Source organism: Cellvibrio sp. OA-2007 (genome assembly GCF_000953825.1).
Classification (GTDB): domain Bacteria; phylum Pseudomonadota; class Gammaproteobacteria; order Pseudomonadales; family Cellvibrionaceae; genus Cellvibrio.
On sequence record NZ_BBUL01000089.1, the window covers coordinates 112,071 to 128,776 of the forward strand.

General features: G+C 45.9%; 13 protein-coding genes. 2 read left to right on the forward strand and 11 right to left on the reverse strand.

What is annotated here, in order from left to right; translation table 11 throughout:
• Positions 1 to 131: 131 nt before the first annotated feature.
• The 5 genes from AWU77_RS10440 to AWU77_RS10460 all read right to left on the reverse strand — a co-directional run bounded on the left by AWU77_RS10440 (position 132) and on the right by AWU77_RS10460 (position 8,159).
• Positions 132 to 1,697 carry a cellulose binding domain-containing protein gene (locus AWU77_RS10440; RefSeq protein WP_062062948.1) on the reverse strand — a complete coding sequence of 522 codons (1,566 nt, stop codon included), beginning with the start codon at positions 1,695 to 1,697 and terminating at the stop codon, positions 132 to 134.
• Positions 1,698 to 1,816: 119 nt separating this feature from the next.
• Entirely contained in the window at positions 1,817 to 3,205 is a 1,389-nt protein-coding gene (locus tag AWU77_RS10445) for a glycoside hydrolase family 5 protein (RefSeq protein ID WP_062062951.1), read from the reverse strand.
• A 61-nt stretch (positions 3,206 to 3,266) separates the two neighbouring features.
• Positions 3,267 to 5,591, reverse strand: a complete 2,325-nt coding sequence (locus AWU77_RS10450) for a hypothetical protein (protein ID WP_062062954.1) — start codon at positions 5,589 to 5,591, stop codon at positions 3,267 to 3,269.
• A gap of 83 nt (positions 5,592 to 5,674) precedes the next feature.
• Positions 5,675 to 7,159, reverse strand: coding sequence for a right-handed parallel beta-helix repeat-containing protein (locus AWU77_RS10455; protein WP_062062957.1), 1,485 nt, complete (start codon positions 7,157 to 7,159; stop codon positions 5,675 to 5,677).
• 304 nt (positions 7,160 to 7,463) lie between these two features.
• On the reverse strand, positions 7,464 to 8,159 hold the full coding sequence (locus AWU77_RS10460; protein WP_062062961.1) for a FadR/GntR family transcriptional regulator: 696 nt from the start codon (positions 8,157 to 8,159) through the stop codon (positions 7,464 to 7,466).
• Positions 8,160 to 8,406: 247 nt separating this feature from the next.
• Here AWU77_RS10460 and AWU77_RS10465 point away from each other — a divergent pair, with 247 nt between their 5' ends.
• The gene (locus AWU77_RS10465; RefSeq protein ID WP_062062970.1) at positions 8,407 to 9,273 is read left to right on the forward strand and encodes a hypothetical protein; all 867 of its coding nucleotides are present in this window, start codon (positions 8,407 to 8,409) and stop codon (positions 9,271 to 9,273) included.
• 21 nt (positions 9,274 to 9,294) lie between these two features.
• On the opposite strand, the gene AWU77_RS10470 is transcribed toward AWU77_RS10465, so the two are convergent.
• Together AWU77_RS10470 and AWU77_RS10475 are read right to left on the reverse strand one after the other, a co-directional pair.
• Positions 9,295 to 10,416 (reverse strand): pectinesterase family protein, encoded by a 1,122-nt coding sequence (locus AWU77_RS10470; RefSeq protein WP_062062974.1) that lies wholly within the window; start codon positions 10,414 to 10,416, stop codon positions 9,295 to 9,297.
• A 105-nt stretch (positions 10,417 to 10,521) separates the two neighbouring features.
• Positions 10,522 to 12,009, reverse strand: coding sequence for a mannitol dehydrogenase family protein (locus AWU77_RS10475; RefSeq protein ID WP_084618270.1), 1,488 nt, complete (start codon positions 12,007 to 12,009; stop codon positions 10,522 to 10,524).
• Between the two features lie 246 nt (positions 12,010 to 12,255).
• On the opposite strand from AWU77_RS10475, the gene AWU77_RS10480 reads away from it, so the two are divergent.
• Complete coding sequence (locus AWU77_RS10480) at positions 12,256 to 13,197, forward strand: sugar kinase (protein WP_084618272.1); 942 nt, start codon at positions 12,256 to 12,258, stop codon at positions 13,195 to 13,197.
• Between the two features lie 44 nt (positions 13,198 to 13,241).
• Here the strand turns inward: AWU77_RS10480 and AWU77_RS10485 are convergent, their stop codons facing one another.
• From AWU77_RS10485 to AWU77_RS10500, 4 genes are all read right to left on the reverse strand, one after another.
• Entirely contained in the window at positions 13,242 to 13,637 is a 396-nt protein-coding gene (locus AWU77_RS10485; RefSeq protein ID WP_062062978.1) for a VOC family protein, read from the reverse strand.
• A gap of 122 nt (positions 13,638 to 13,759) precedes the next feature.
• On the reverse strand, positions 13,760 to 15,166 hold the full coding sequence (locus AWU77_RS10490; protein ID WP_062062987.1) for an NAD(P)(+) transhydrogenase (Re/Si-specific) subunit beta: 1,407 nt from the start codon (positions 15,164 to 15,166) through the stop codon (positions 13,760 to 13,762).
• A 2-nt stretch (positions 15,167 to 15,168) separates the two neighbouring features.
• Positions 15,169 to 15,468, reverse strand: a complete 300-nt coding sequence (locus AWU77_RS10495) for an NAD(P) transhydrogenase subunit alpha (RefSeq protein ID WP_062062993.1) — start codon at positions 15,466 to 15,468, stop codon at positions 15,169 to 15,171.
• Positions 15,469 to 15,480: 12 nt separating this feature from the next.
• Positions 15,481 to 16,638: a Re/Si-specific NAD(P)(+) transhydrogenase subunit alpha gene (locus tag AWU77_RS10500; RefSeq protein WP_062062996.1), complete on the reverse strand. Its 1,158-nt coding sequence runs from the start codon at positions 16,636 to 16,638 to the stop codon at positions 15,481 to 15,483.
• Positions 16,639 to 16,706: the final 68 nt, after the last annotated feature.

The window sequence follows — 16,706 nt, forward strand, 5'->3', positions numbered from 1 at the left end:
ATTTTAATAAGCTAACAAAACCCAAGTGAACGGCAGAGTTCATCTACTAAGCAGCAGAAATTGCTAAAGGTTATTTTTTAAAATTGAAAAATCTGGGGCGCTTAACGCCCCAGAAAAAACGCCACCACAAGTTAATTGAACTTTGCGCCAGTGACATACAGAGTAGTGGTACCGTCATGTTTATCGTCATCAGCTTCTTGACGATAAAGACCCCAGCGCCAACCATAAACAGAAGCATTACTTTCTAATGTAGGTTGAGGATGATCTTCTGCAATAACTCGTGTGCAGTTGTACCACACCTCGAATTTAAACCCGTTTGATCTAACCCGTAAGTTAAAGGGCTTACGCATCATGCCGGTATCGAGCTCAATGGTTCCTTTTCCTCTACGAGCAATTTCAAGTGAACCATCTACAGCGATAAGCCCCTGAATAATAAAGTTACTGGCATCATTGGTTTTTATTTGAAATATCGCGTATCGCTGCGCTTTATCCCAACCACTCAAATAATAATTTGCACTAAATTCATGCCAGGTAGACCCATTTGCACTGCGAGTCCAAGGCGTTGCATAAGCTTCTACCCGTGGGCGTAATATTGACGAGGTAGTATTTTGATTGCCTTCATGCAATTGAAAGCGCTGGGTATTTCCACTTTCGGTGTACCACTCAGCAAAATCAGGGAAATCAGGGCGCTCAATCGATTTATCTAAAATGGTGTGAATTTTAATGTTTTGCGGAATACCATTATCTGCATTGCTGCAGCTAGATGGAGGCTGAGGAACATCACTATTGCTTTTGGCTAGATCAATGTAATCAATGTTGGTTGCACCATCGACAAACTCGACCGTTAATCGCGTATTGGAAGCAATATTTATACTGCTAATTTTTAATAATTCCCAACTGCTCCAACCGCCGCCACTAGTCGTAACCGTGCCCAATAATTTTCCATCGGCCAGTAGTTTAATGCGTTTTCCGGCATCGCGACTGGCCACTCGTAAACTCACATCGTAGCGCCCATCAGCATTGCCGATTGCATAGTCCAAGGTTTCTCCAGCACTGGTCCAGCCAACCAAACAACCGTCCGCATTAGCGGCAACATCAACATCTAAACCGTAATAAGTACATGCAAAAGGATCAGGATTGGAATTCCCTGGGCTTAAATCATAAGCGTTGTTGTATTTTTCTGCTTCAATACGACCAGGCAGATTAAACCGGCCGGTATAACCAGTGGGTGCAAGGCTTGATCGAGAGCTGCTCGATAGTGCCACACTGGATTTGGAACTACTGGAAGGTGCCACGCTGGATTTGGAACTGGAACTGGTAGCTGTTGCGCCGCACACGCCACCACTTAGAATTGGCGTTTCTACTGCACCACCATTTTTAAGACCTTTGTACCCAAAAGAAACTGAACCGCCTGCTGCAATATTGCTGTTGTAGCTGACATTTGTCGCGGTGTATGGATTACTGCCTGTAATTGTGGCGCTATAAAAACTCGCAATGGTGTTGGTTGCATACTTAATAGATAGCGACCAACCATTAATATTTGTTGCGCCATTATTGGTAATAGTCACTGTCGCGTTGTAACCGCTCGACCATTCTTTATCAACTGTGTAGCTACAAATTGCCGCAGAAGCTTGCACAGATGAAAAACTCAAAAGAGATAACACAGAAAAAAATACTGCCTTGTATAGTTTAAGCATAAAATTTTCCTCGCAACGTTATTGGGCATGTGAATTGATCGCGCAATCTAACCAAGCACCCAACAAAAACAGCGCTGTCAAATACTTGGTTATTACTGACCAGCAGGAATTTTTTCGTATTAATAGGCGCGTACTTTTACATACTTGCAGGAATTTCCGGCCGCGTTAGTCAACTTAATATCAGTGCCAGTAAAACCAGTGCCCGATACATAGTTTGAAGTGATGCTCAAACTACCTGATCCACCAACCGCAGTTGCGGTACCGCGATAATCGCAAGATGTATTGGTATCGCTATCCCAAACTTGTAAGGTTTTACCGCTCAGGTTTTGACTAAAGCGTAAGCAAGCACCAGCAGACAAAGTCACTTCAGTGCGCGTATCAAATGCAACAGGAATATAACTTGCACAGCTCCCTGTTGCTGGTGCTGAAGATGAGCTTGAACTGCGCACAGAGCTTTGTGCTGAACTAGGAGTCGAGCTGCGTACCGAGCTTGCAACAGAGGATGAACTACGCGAAGAAGTAGTTCCTGCCACTGGCCAATTGCTGATGATATTTTTTGCTAATGCACCTGAAGCAGTTAATTGGTTAGATGGCCAACTGCCATTAGCACTTGCGCCGGGAACTAACGCAGATGCGCCTTCAGATTTATCATTCAATGCCCAGTTTGCATTGCTGATTTTATTGTCTTTCATAAACTGCACCCAGGCATTGGTTTCGCTATTTGCGACACTGCCATTGCCATCGGCATTTACTGAACCCCATTCAGTCACAAATAATGCAATGCCATTATTTAATGCTGTCTGTGCTTTATCGCGTAAATATTGCGTGTGAGTACCGGCGTAAAAATGCAAGGTGTAAGCAATATTGCTGTAGCCGGTAATCGGGTCACGGGATGCAACATCGACATCCTGAGACCAGGTTGGGCTGCCCACAATAATTAAATTATCTGGATCAATACGGCGAATAGCGGCAATAACACGTTCAGCATAGGGCTTTACCTTTCCTGCCCAGGTCACATCATTTTTGGGCTCGTTAAATATCTCGTAAATCACGTGATTTTTATTGCCATAGGTGCGCGCCATATCTTCAAAAAAAGCAATAGCTTGCGCTTCATAGTTATGTGCGTAGTGCGAGTGCCAATCAATAATCACATACATGTCATTGGCGATAGCAGCATCCACCACGGTTTTTACTCGGGTTTTGTTCGACGCATCAGAAATATATCCGCCGTTTTCTTCAACCCCCATAGCGGCGCGAACCAGTGTGGCATTCCAGTCGTTTTTCAGCCACGCAATAGCATTAGCGTTGTAATACTTTTCGCCACCCCAGCCTGTGTTGCTCCAGAATAAACTCATCCCGGAAAAACTGGCGACCTGACCATTTGCCAAAATTTTTGTGCCGCTCACCGACAAGGGCGCAACATCAGCATTTACCGAACCCACAAAACCACCGAATAACATCGCCGATACTAAACATGCACTGCGAGCTTTGCTCATAATTGTTTTCATTTTTTACTCTCCTGCGAGAAAAATTATTCTTAGTAACATTCATGACTCAACTAAGAGCCTATTAATAGGCTCTAATTTTTAAATAGTTACAGTTAGATCCCGCTGCTGCGGTTAATTTAAAAATGCTGCCAGACAAATTATTGGCAGTAGCGTAGTTGCTAGTGATGCTCAGATTGCCGCTGCCATTGACTGACGTCATGGTGCCGCGATAATCGCAAGATGTATTAATCGCACTATCCCACACCTGCACATTGGCTCCGGCGAGACTGCGATCAAAGCGAATACAGCTTGATGGTGTTAGCGTAATTTCTGCCCGTGTATTCCATGGCACATCGATATAACTTGCGCACCCACTCACCACACTGGATGCAGCAGAAGACACCGAGCTAGAAGACCGACTTGAAGAACTAGTCGCTGGAACAGAAGAAGGCACAACTGAAGATGCGGCAACTGATGAAGGTGCAATCGATGATGCAGCAACTGATGAAGGCGCAACCGATGATGCAGCAACTGATGAAGGCGCAACCGATGATGCAGCAATTGAAGAACTGGCAATGCTACAACTTATACTGGCGCCACCAGGCAATAGACTGGTGCCAGCGTAATTACAATTTGCATTAATACCTACATTTGGATTCGCAATATAATTTTGTGTTTCCTGGTGAGTCCAGGTTGATAGCGGAATCCCATTCAGCGCCAAATGCTCCCAACCATTACCAGCGCTAGTCGCACGATTCCAGCCGAATTGATAAATCGTATTGTTATTTGCACCATAGGGCGCGTAAGTAGTAAAGGCAGCACCAGCTGTTAATTGTTTTTTCATGGTATTGCGAAAGAAAACATTTTGCGGACCGGTTGCACCAGACCAACCACCAGCGTGCTCACCAGCAGCCCACCAAATTGGATACCAGGTGCCTGAATCATCACCCACCACGCAATTTGGATTGCAATCGCGATGATAAAAAGAAATATTGGAAATATTATTTTCTATCAGGTTGTGACGTTCCCAACCACCGTGCAAATTAATATCCGCATCGACATTATTACCGGTTACCACATTGCCCGATGCCGACCATTGCAGGGTCAAATGACGCAAACTGCGCAGCGTATTATTTTTAATGGTTGAATCCCACAACTTACTATTGCGGAAATAGCCATTGCCGCCCTTGCCCTTATTCCATGAACCTTCGAGATAATTATTTTCAAATTGTAGATTTTTCGCCATTTCGGTCACAATCGGGTGCGAGCCAGTCATATAGGTGCGAATATTGCGCGCATAGCTATTCAACGCCCATTTAAAAACAAGCCCATTGATCGCGCCGTTATAATCGAGATTGTTGTAATTATTTAACGCATCAGCCGCGGTGAGATTGCCCGGCGCTACTTGTGTTAGATAGAAATTTTCAAAGCCTACCCCCTCTACCATAGTCAACACCGCCACCCGGCTATTGTAAGTACCGGAAATAGGCGCCGAACCGTCGGCTGTACTATTCATTGGCAAATCAAATTCGAGCGGCTTATCGATAGTGATGGTTTTATTAGTTGTATCCACCGCAACAATTTTAAAAATTTGTTGCCGCATATGCATATTTAAACGATCAGCAGACAATACGCCTTGTTGATCGTACATCTTGTTAGTGTTGGCTGCGCCAACCCATGCATACTTACCTGCGCTAAAACCTGCAACAGAATTGATTTTTATTTTTGTATCACCTTGCGCCGCGTTTTGCGTTACGTTCTGATGCTTCCAGTGAACATTCACTGTGCCCTCGTAAATATCTTTACGATTTTCAGGCGCGTTGGCGTAAGCGGTGGCATAGCTTGAGTGGACATCGCGCGTTTGCACACGAAATGCGCCACGCCCTGGCCATATCCAACCGCCGTTGCCACCGCCTGCATCGGTCATTCCCGCAAGATCAAAATCGATAATATTGTCATAGCGAGTATTACTGTCAGGGTTAAAAATTATTTTGGTTGCGGTACTCGATGCAGGATCACTGCCCTTGCCGCGAATGACTAAATAGTTGGCATCTACGTGAATCTCTTTGGAAATATTCAGACTACCTGAAGGCAACTCAATGAGGGATAAGTTGTTGTAGCTGCCCGCACAGTTAGCGCGAACAAAATCAATCGCCTGCTGCAGACCTTGGCTGTCATCCACATTGTCATTAGCATACACAGCAAACTGTTGCCCTAATTCAGCAGAAGTAATTACACAGTTTGTATTAGTGGTAATTTCACTTGTAGCAGGTAAGGGCAGACCTTCTCGGTAGCCAGCCTTACTCCAATCCGGTAAAAAATTGGCTTGCACGGGAACAGCGAACACGCAGAATGCGGCCGCCACTAGAGGCAGCCATTGGCCGCCTCTAAGGTGGATATTACTCATAGAAACCTCGTTATTAATTATTGGTGTGGTAAAAAATACTACTGAGCGGTTATCAATAACTCTATTTACAGAGTTATAGAAAATTAATAAGCGCGCACTTTAATGTAATTACAACTGCTTCCAGCAGCATTGCTAAATTTCAAAATAGTTCCGCTTAACGAACTGGCTGCTAAATAGTTGCTATTAATTAGCACACTGCCTGAGCCATTAACCGATGCGGCAGTACCGCGATAATCGCAAGAGCTATTGGTGTCGCTATCCCAAAACTGCACAGTCGCGCCGCTGAGATTGCGATTAAAACGCACGCAGCTGGAGGAGGTTAAGGTTAATTCTGTACGTTGATCCCAGGCTACGTCGATGTAACTGGAGCATCCAGTTGTAGCAACTGATGAAGCAGCTGACGATTTTATTGAAGACTGCACAGAGGATTTTATCGATGACGCAGTGGATGATTTTGGTGAAGACGCAACACTGGATGCTGTTGAAGACGTAGTTGCATTAGTAACGTAAACACCCGGCGCAGGAATGTTGGCAGGAATATTATTGTCGATAGATGCTGCCGACCAATTACCGGCTATGCGATCACTGCGGCCATCTAAACGTATATTATTGTTGGCAACATGATTGACACCTTCAGACGCAAACAATAAATAATCGTTGCTGCCATCCAAATCAACCTGATTGCCGATAAATGTATTTTGATCCGCATCGCTGTGTGTCTCAAACGCATTTTTAACATTGCTTTCGCCATTGCGATACGCTTTGTTGCCGCGAATAACTGCGTATTGGCCTTTGATATCGACAAAACTATCGGCAGAATTTTGACCGGTGATACCAATACCATTCATCACATTGTATTCAAAAATAGTACCGCGAGTTCCCTCTTTAATATCGATGTGTTCAGCCGCAATACCTGGGCCAATAGTATTGCCACCGATAACATTATTATGGCAAGCCGCACCATAGACATAACCCTTGCCATCGGAAGACCCCGGATGTGAACCGACATAAAATGCTTCGCCAGTACCTGGGCTAACCAAACCCGTGTTATAAACCCGTGAATTTTTTACCAGATTATTCGAGCTGTTATCGCGCAGGTGAATCGCTTCTTCGCCTATATCGTGCACGACCACATTATCAATTACTGAATAATTGGAGTTATCCAACACTATGCCTTTGGCAGAGTTAGTGATTTCAATATCTTTTACAATCCAATAATCACCGGTGATATACAAACCGATTTTTTTGCTGGTGGTGGTGCCGCGTAATATTTGACGATTAGTGCTGCTATAGCTGCGCAAGGTGATCGGTTTTTGCGCTGTGCCATTGGCGCTGCCAAAATAATGCGCGTTAGAAAAGCCGCTCAGTGTCGACGTAGCTTCACTTTCATAACCGCCGGGCTGCAGCACAATTTCATCACCGGCGACGGCCGCTTGAATTGCCTGCTGCAATTCTTGCCCGCTGTATACATCAATGCGTGCCGCCTGCGACTGGGCAGCAGTTAGCAACAAAATAAAGGAGGCGCCCAGACCCAAAGTCCGGGATGAAAACGATAGGTTTGATTTCATGGTTGATTACCTGGCTATTATTGTCATTGGCTAGGCCGTAATGGCTAAATAACAATACACCCCGATAATTGGTAAGGCAACCTTGCCGCAAGACCAGAAATGAGTTTATTGCACAAAAAAAGCCCAGCAATAGCTCAAAAGGCCAAGCGCATCACGCTTTTAGCTTTATGGGTAAAAGCTGTTTTTTATATGAAGTCTGCCCGACAGTGTTAGCTATCAAGGCAAGAGAGCCAGGAAGGGGATAAAGGAACGAGCAACATGGAGGAGGATAGCGGCCCGCTAGAGAGACCGCTATCTGGGAGGACTATATTTCTTTGCCGAAATGAGCGGCAGCGGCAGCGGTGGCATTTTCAATATGAACTTTCATTGCCATACGCGCCTTTTCTGGATTGCGCTTTTCCAAAGCTTCCACAATACGGCGATGGTCATTAATAGACGGGTGAATACCCTCTTTGCGAATGCGCTCCAGGAACGCGGTGCTCAATGCCGATTGATTGCGCAACTCCCAGAGCCAGTTAACTACCGAATAGATGGCGCTATTTTGCGCCGCTTCGGCAATAATCGTATGAAATTTCCAATCGGCTTTTTCGGAGGCGTCTTCCTGCTTTTCCTCTTCTTCCATCTCGCGCAGCACTTCTTTGAGCTGGGCAATCTGCTCATCAGTTATACGTGTAGCGGCCAAGGCACAGGCTTCTGATTCGAGAATATAGCGAATTTCCAATATTTCGAATGGACCAACGCCTTTGTCGGCGCTGTCCAGTGTGGGCTTCTTTTTGGTGACATAAATGCCAGAGCCGGTGCGGATTTCAATAATGCCCGACAACTCAAGCGCAATCATTGCCTCGCGAATGGTTGGGCGACTAACACCCAATTTTTCGGCCAAATCACGCTCTGCCGGGAAGCGCTCACCTGGTTTGATGGTGCCATCGTGAACCAGCTTGGATAGCTGCTCTGCCACCTTGATATAAAGCCTATCGGTTTTAACGGCTTGTAATTCCACGCTCTACGCCCTCACCAAGAATTATTCATTGAATAGTAACCATTGTGCTTGGCAGCCTACTGGCTATTTGACCACTTGGATATGTACACCTTGTGCTTATCCGGATGCGGCATTGTATCCGAATTACTAGAGCGCTTCGAATGATTAACGCTATGAGCGGCATAGTCTAAACTTGAATCTCAATCAGAAAAAACATTAATATGGCAAGGTGGCTTTACCACAAAACACTATCACGGCGGGCATCTATATGCACAGATCAAAATGGTTGGCGATTGGACTCATCTCCTTTATTGCGTCAGCTTATGCCGCTCAACTAGCCGCGCAAGAGAAGACCGTCAGGCTGAATGCCGCCAGCGGTGCCAAAGCTGACTATGTGATTGATTTGCTCAACCTTGCATTTACCCACGTAGATACACCCTACCGCATTGAAAAAGACCTAACCCCATCCACCCAGTCGCGCCTTACTGAAGAAGTGCAAGCAGGCAATTTGGATCTGATGTGGGTGTCAACCAGCCAAGCCTATGAGACTGATTTTTTACCGATTCGCATTCCCTTACTGAAAGGTTTACTGGGTTATAGAATTTTATTAATTCGCGCCGGAGAACAACAAAAGTTTGATGCGATTTACACCAAAGATGATTTAGCCAAAATCACTTTCGGGCAGGGCAGAACCTGGGCAGATGCGGGAATATTAGAGGCCAATGGTTTAAAGGTTATTAAAACCACCAAATCGCCAGGGCTATTTCACATGCTGGATGGCGGGCGCTTTGATGCATTCCCGCGCGGTGCCAGCGAGCCTTTTGCAGAAATAAAAAAATACCCGGAATTAAACTTGGCAGTAGAAAAAAATCTTCTACTTGCCTACAAGATGCCGTTTTATATTTTTGTAAATAAAAACAATCCCGGCTTGGCAAAGGATATTGAACTCGGTTTAAACCGGGCAATTGCAGCGGGTGGATTCGATAAAGTATTTTTACAAAATCCAACTGTTAAAGATGTACAGGAATTAGCAGCGTTATCACAGCGCCGAATTATTTATTTGGATAACCCAACTCTACCACCACAAACACCAATTGATCGGGCAGAGTTATGGATAGACCCGCAGACATTTTAAGGTAGATTCCACTCAGGAAAGTTATGGTGTTGGCCGCCAATCGCCAAGAATTTTTTCCTGTGTGTAAGCTTGCACCTCTACCTCCGTCAATTGCCGACGCTTCACATTCACCTGTGCACCTGGGCCGGTATTTTGATATTCAAAAAAACGCGCATCCTCTGGCATGAATGGAACTTTGGTGCCGTCTTTAGCTGTGCCATTCATTGCATACCAACCATCGCGAGTGATGTGCGCATCCATCCAACTACCAATAAACACTGCCTTGCCTATTGCATTCGAGTCGGCGTAACGGCCATCGGCAAACTGGGTAGTGGGGTGCCAGGGGCGACCAAGCGGTACAGAATTATCCGGCACCGACTCTGCACGGGTGAGCCTGCAATTGATAAACGTCAATCCATACTCATCCACAATTTGTGTGGATGGGGCAACCAGATATCCGTGTGGATAATTGGGTTTTCCGCGCCCTAGCGTATGAATCTCAGATTCGGTAAAGAGTGCATTGCCTTTACCGAAAATAAAATCCACATTGCCGGCAATAAAACTTCTATCGAACCAGCTGCGCCCCGCGTTAACAAACAAGGTATCTTGATAACCTAATAAACGAACATCGCGCGCTAAAAACCGGTCGCTACCATTATCCAGAAACAGCGCAACCGCCTGACTATTGGCGATGCGTTGATGATCGTCATTTGCCAGTGCATCGTTAGTTAAAAAATCAAAACTATTTTCGATAGTGAGCTGATGTAATTGCACATTCGCAGCGCGAACAATTACGGTCGCAGAACCGGGCGTTCCCCATATTTGTCCTTTACTGGCGGCGGTGTCAGTGGACTGCTGCCCAGCATAAGCGTCGTAATAAATTCGCGTGTTCTGTTTATTTTCGCCGATCAAATAAATATTCGGTTTGGCGATAATGATTTTCTCATAATAGTTGCCCGCGGCGATCAATATCCTGTATGGCTCTATGGCATTAGTCGGCGCAGCGTCGAGTGCGGACTGAATATTGGGGAATATCTTATCTGTAGATTCTGCAGCGGGGTCTACCCGCGCGTCATAATGAACTCCAGACTGACTAATGCAGCCAGAGATAATAAATGCGTAGAGGACAATACAAAGTATTCTAAATAGCTGACGAGCAATCATTACTATCTCCACTCAGTAAACCATTAGGTCGTCATCCTCGCTAAGCGGGGATCCATGTTTTAAAAGCTGGATACCCGCAAGCGGGCATGACGACGGCAGGTATTTTTAGAATGTTTCTTGTATCGATGCCAAAACACCTTTTGCATAAAAGCGCTCGAGCCATTCAGTCGTGGTCGCAATAAATTTCGTTTCGTTAATTAAATCTGCACCAAATACTTTTTGAATGCCCACTACCGCACTCACCATACCTGCTGGATTACCTTGATTCGCATCGCACGCAGCGCGCAACTCTTTCGCCAATGGATCTGACACTTCAATGGGCGCGCCTTTTTCATCCACACCCGACACATAGCGAATCCAGGCTGCAACACCCAAACACAAAATATCGATATGGCCATTGCCTGCCAATTGTTCGCGCAAGGTTTCCAATAGACGCTGCGGTAATTTTTGTGAGCCATCCATCGCGATTTGCCAGGTTCGATGCTTCAACGCCTTGTTGGAAAAACGTTCGCGCAATTGCTGCTTATAAGCTTCTATATCAAAACCCGCAGGCGCAACCACGGTTTCACCAGCTTCGCGCGCCATATAGGTTTTCACCAAATTGACAAACGCGGGCTGCTCCATCACTTCACTGATGTATTCAAAACCGGAAAGATAACCGGTATAAGCCATGGTGGAGTGGGCACCATTTAATAGACGCAATTTAATTTTTTCAAAAACATGAACATCGTCAACTAACAGCGCACCCACTTTTTCCCATTCGGGGCGGCCATTAGCAAACTTATCTTCTACCACCCATTGCGAGAAGGGTTCACACACCACCATACCTTCGTCGCGCAGACTTTCACCGTTTGCGCCCAACCGCGCTTCAATATCCTGCCGGTCTGCATCGGTGGTTGCAGGCACAATACGGTCGATCATAGTGCAGGGAAAGGTCGCGTTGGCTTTAATCCAATCGGCCAAGACTGGAGAGATTTTTTGCGCAAATTGCACAACAACTTTTTCCAATACTTCGCCATTGTTGGGCAGGTTGTCGCAACTTAGTGCGGTAAAAGCTTTTTGTTGATTGTCGCAACGCTGTTTTAATGCAGCCACCAGAAAACCAATGGCTGAAACGGGTTTATCGAGATGTTGCAGATCATGAATAATATCGGGATGGGCTTCGTTTAAATTTCCGGTTGCGGGGTCGTGACAATAACCTTTTTCGGTAATAGTTAATGACACAATTTTAACATTGTCTGCCGCCATCTGTGCGACCAATGCCGCCGGATTTTCTGGCCCGACCAAGGTATCCAACACAGCGCCAATAATTTGTAATTTTTCGCCTTCGCCTGAACGTTCTACCAAGGTATATAAACCATCTTGCGGAACCAGTTGGTCGCGCACACTGGCGGAGCGCAAGCTACAACCAATAATGCCCCAGTCACCACCAAATTTATTGAGCACCGCCTCAGTATAAAACGCCTGATGCGCACGATGAAACGCACCAATACCCAAATGTACAATACCGGCTTTAAGCTGTGTGCGATCATATGCAGGAAGAAGAATATCTTTTGGCAGATCACTTAATAATTTTTGATTTAAACGATTCATTAGAAAAATCCCGCAAAGTTAATATAACAACACATTTACAATGACCAGCATTGTAAACCTGCCTATAAATTCATGACATCTTATTCACAAGAAAAAGACAATTTTTAATGGATCAAATTCTTCTATAACTTATTTATTTCTACTTTTAACCTTGTAAGAGTGATATATTTTGCGCTGATTTTACTCATGCAAAATATTCAATCCCTAGATTAAACACATCGAACATTTTAATTCCGGAATACTCAAATGGCACACATAGCAGCAATTGGCGAAGTTATGGTGGAGCTTGCTCCCTTTCCTACTGCCGACAACAATGGCCGCGAAATTATGGCCTTATCTTTTGCAGGCGACACCTATAACACTTCGGTGTATATGGCGCGACTGGGTTTAACAACTGACTACGTTACTCAACTGGGTGAAGACCCTTATAGCGAACAAATTATGCAGCGCATGGCTAATGAAAATATTGGCACCGGCATGATTAAACAACTGCTAGGAAGATCACCTGGCTTATACATTATTCGCAACACCCCCGATGGCGAGCGCGAATTTTTCTATTGGCGCAAAGAGGCGCCTGCACGTGAACTATTTGCCTCGCAAGAAGCTGCCGATCAACTCTGCCAACAGTTAGTAAACTGCAACTGTGTTTATTTAAGCGGTATCACGCTCGCGATTATCGGTGAGCAGTCGCGCGAATTTTTGTATAACAGTTTGCGCAAGCTGCGCGAACAAAAGGTGCTGGTGGCTTTCGATAGCAACTATCGCCCACGCCTATGGCGCGATAAGGACGAAGCGCAACAGGCGATGCTGGCAATTATGCAACACACGGATATCGCATTGCTGACACTGGATGACGAGCAACTCTTATGGGGCGACGATAGCGTTGCAGGCTGCAAACAGCGCTACGCAAAATATAACCTGAGCGAACTGGTATTAAAACGCGGCGCTGAAGATGCAATTATCATTACCCCTGCCACAGAAATTCGCGTCCCCGTTCCACCAGTACAAGGCGTTATTGATACCACGGGCGCAGGCGATACCTTTAATGCCGGTTATTTAGCAGGACGCCTGATGGGGAAATCATTAGAAGATTCCGCCAAACAAGGTATTCGCTGCGCGGGCATTATCATTCGTCATCGCGGTGCAATTATTGATAAGGCTATTTTTGATAAAGAACTTGGCGCATAGGCCGTTTGGAATTGCGCGAGCAGGCTCGCGCAATTCACTTTAATTTACTGCTGACACTTCAACATTTTGTTGCCGCGCTTGCACAACTGAATCGCCAAGCCCCATGGATCGCGCATCATCACCAGATGTGAACCATCTTTAATGTGCACCTCTTCCGCAAAACTCGCTCCCACCGCTTCTAATTCCGCACGTTTTCCTATCGGGTTCTCACACACAAATGCCAAATGCACCAGCAGCGGATTCATATTCGCGTAATCGGGCACTTGATCGGGTGGATTATTGTAAATTTCCAACATCACATCGCCGCTTTCATCAGCGAGAAAATGGGTGTTGGCGCCGCCGTCTTGTTTACGCACAATCGTTAACCCCATATGCGCCACATACCACGCGGCCATAGCAATAGGGTCTTTTACATTAATAGCAAAATGTTCAATTTTCATAATTGCATCTAGGTTAGTAAATTATTTCTACTGCCTTAAAAACTAAAAAAGGAGTGTCTTTTCTTACACTTAAGAAAAGACACTCAGTAGGAGCCTCCACAGCTTTATTTCAAAACGTTAAATCAGACAATATTTTTTACGATGGTTTCTACCATTTTTTTCGCGTCGCCAAATAGCATCATGGTGTTATCGCGATGAAACAATTCGTTTTCAACACCTGAATAACCCGATGCCATTGAACGCTTCACAAACAATACAGTACGTGCCTTTTCAACTTCCAAAATTGGCATACCAAAAATGGGGCTCTGCGGATTAGTTTTAGCCGCCGGGTTGGTAACATCATTCGCGCCTATCACAAAGGCCACATCAGCCGTTTGGAATTCGTTGTTAATGTCTTCCAACTCGAACACTTCGTCATAGGGCACATTTGCTTCAGCGAGCAATACATTCATATGCCCCGGCATACGGCCCGCAACCGGATGAATTGCATAGCTAATTTTCACACCGGCTTTTTTCAACTCTTCGCACATTTCACGCAGCGCATGCTGGGCTTGCGCAACCGCCATACCGTAGCCAGGAACAATAATGACTGAGCCCGCATTTTTCATAATAAACGCCGCGTCTTCTGCACTGCCGCGTTTTACCGGACGATCTTCTTCAGCACCACCGGCTGCAGCTGCAGAGGTATCCGCACCAAAACCACCGAGAATCACATTAAAGAAAGAACGGTTCATGCCTTTACACATGATGTAAGAGAGAATCGCACCCGAAGAACCTACCAGTGCACCGGTGACGATAAGCGCATCGTTATGCAGAGTAAATCCAATACCTGCCGCAGCCCAACCCGAATAGGAATTCAACATGGAGACTACGACCGGCATATCTGCACCACCAATCGGAATAATCAGCAATACACCAATTACAAATGCCAGCGCCGTCATGCCCCAGAAAACCCAGGGTGATTGATCAATACAGAAATAACCGATTAACCCGAGAATTGCCGCACCCAAAATGGCATTAATAAAATGTTGCCCGGCAAACACTATCGGTTTACCCGAAACCAAACCTTGCAGTTTGGTAAACGCAATTACCGAACCAGAAAAAGTAATTGCGCCAATCACCACACCCAAGCCCATTTCAATTTTACTGGCGACATAAATATCGCCCGCTGCATTTAAAATGCCGAATGCGGCCGGATTACTAAACGCGGCACCTGCCACCAATACTGCTGCCATACCCACCAGACTGTGAAATGCAGCCACCAATTGCGGCATAGCGGTCATCGCAATATTGCGCGCGATAAAAATACCAATCACCGCACCAATCGCCAGGGCTGCAACAATCCAACCATAGGAAGTAACTGCAGGGCTGAGCACAGTCGTGACTACCGCAATCAACATACCCAACATGCCGAACAAGTTACCCTTGCGCGATGATTCGGGTGAAGACAAACCGCGCAGCGCCATAATAAACAGCACCGCTGCAACCAAATAAGCAAACGAGGTAAAACTTTCATTGAGTGACGACATAATTATTTCTCCCCCACTTTATTTTTCTTTTTATACATAGCGAGCATGCGATGGGTGACGGTAAAACCACCAAAAATATTGATCGCTGCCAGTACCATAGCGCAAAAGCCAAGCACTTTGGACAAGCTCATACCTTCCGGGCCAACGGCAATGATTGCACCGACAATAATCACACTCGAAATTGCATTAGTCACCGCCATCAGCGGGGTATGCAATGCAGGGGTTACACTCCAGACTACGTAATAGCCAACAAAAATGGCCAATACAAATATCGATAATTGCGAAACAAAATTGGCTTCCATAACAACCTCCGATTAAGCGGCACTGGCCGGTTTGAAATTAGGATGAACAACGGCACCATCGCGCGTCAGTACCGTGGCGGAAATAATTTCATCTTGCCAATTCACTGCAAATTGTTTCTCAGCATTCATCATCGGGGTTAAAAAATTCAATACATTTTTTGCGTAGAGCGCGCTGGCATCGGCAGACAAACGGCTCGGAATATTAAATAAACCAATAATCGTCACGCCATTAACCTCAACCACCTCACCCGGCTTAGTGAGCGTGCAGTTGCCACCTTGTTCTGCCGCCAAATCGACAATTACCGAACCCGGGCGCATGCTGTGCACCATGTCGTCGTTAATCAGTGTTGGCGCTTTGCGGCCGGGAATTAATGCGGTGCAAATGGCGATATCTTGTTTCTTTAAAGTTTCAGCAACCAATTCCGCCTGACGACGTTTGTAGTCATCGCTCATTTCTTTGGCGTAACCACCGGCGGTCTCTGCGTTTTTCACTTCGTCACTTTCAACCATGACAAATTTTCCGCCGAGACTTTCGACTTGCTCTTTGGATGCGGCACGCACATCGGTAGCCGAGACAATTGCACCCAAACGTTTTGCGGTAGCGATAGCCTGTAAACCAGCAACGCCTGCACCTAACACCATCACGCGCGCGGGCGCAATAGTTCCTGCCGCCGTCATCATCATCGGCATCGCGCGGTCGTAGACATTAATTGCCTCCAATACGGCGCGATAGCCGGCGAGGTTAGATTGCGAGCTCAATACATCCATCGATTGTGCGCGGGTTATACGCGGCACAAATTCGAGGGTCATCGCAGTGATACCTGCTTCGGCATATTGTTGAATTGCTGCAGGCTCAGCGTAGGGTGACAGCATCGCAATTAGGAGTGCACCGCGTTTAATTAACGCCAGCTCATTGATATCGCCTTCGCCCTCCAGAAGGGGGCGCTGCACTTTTAAAACAATATCAGCCGAGCCTAATAGACCGGCGAGATCACCGCTAATGGTTGCGCCTGCGGCTTGATAGGATTCATTGGAAATTCTGCTGGCGATACCGGCATCTTTTTCAATCGCCACTTCAAATCCCAGTGCGATAAATTTTTTGACGGTATCGGGAGTTGCGGCCACGCGACGTTCATGTGCGCGCCGTTCTTTGGTGATGACTATTTTCATTGTTTTGTCGCCCTCTGTAATAGTGGCAAATTTTTGGTAATAGTAAGCCGCATTAATAACGGGATTAA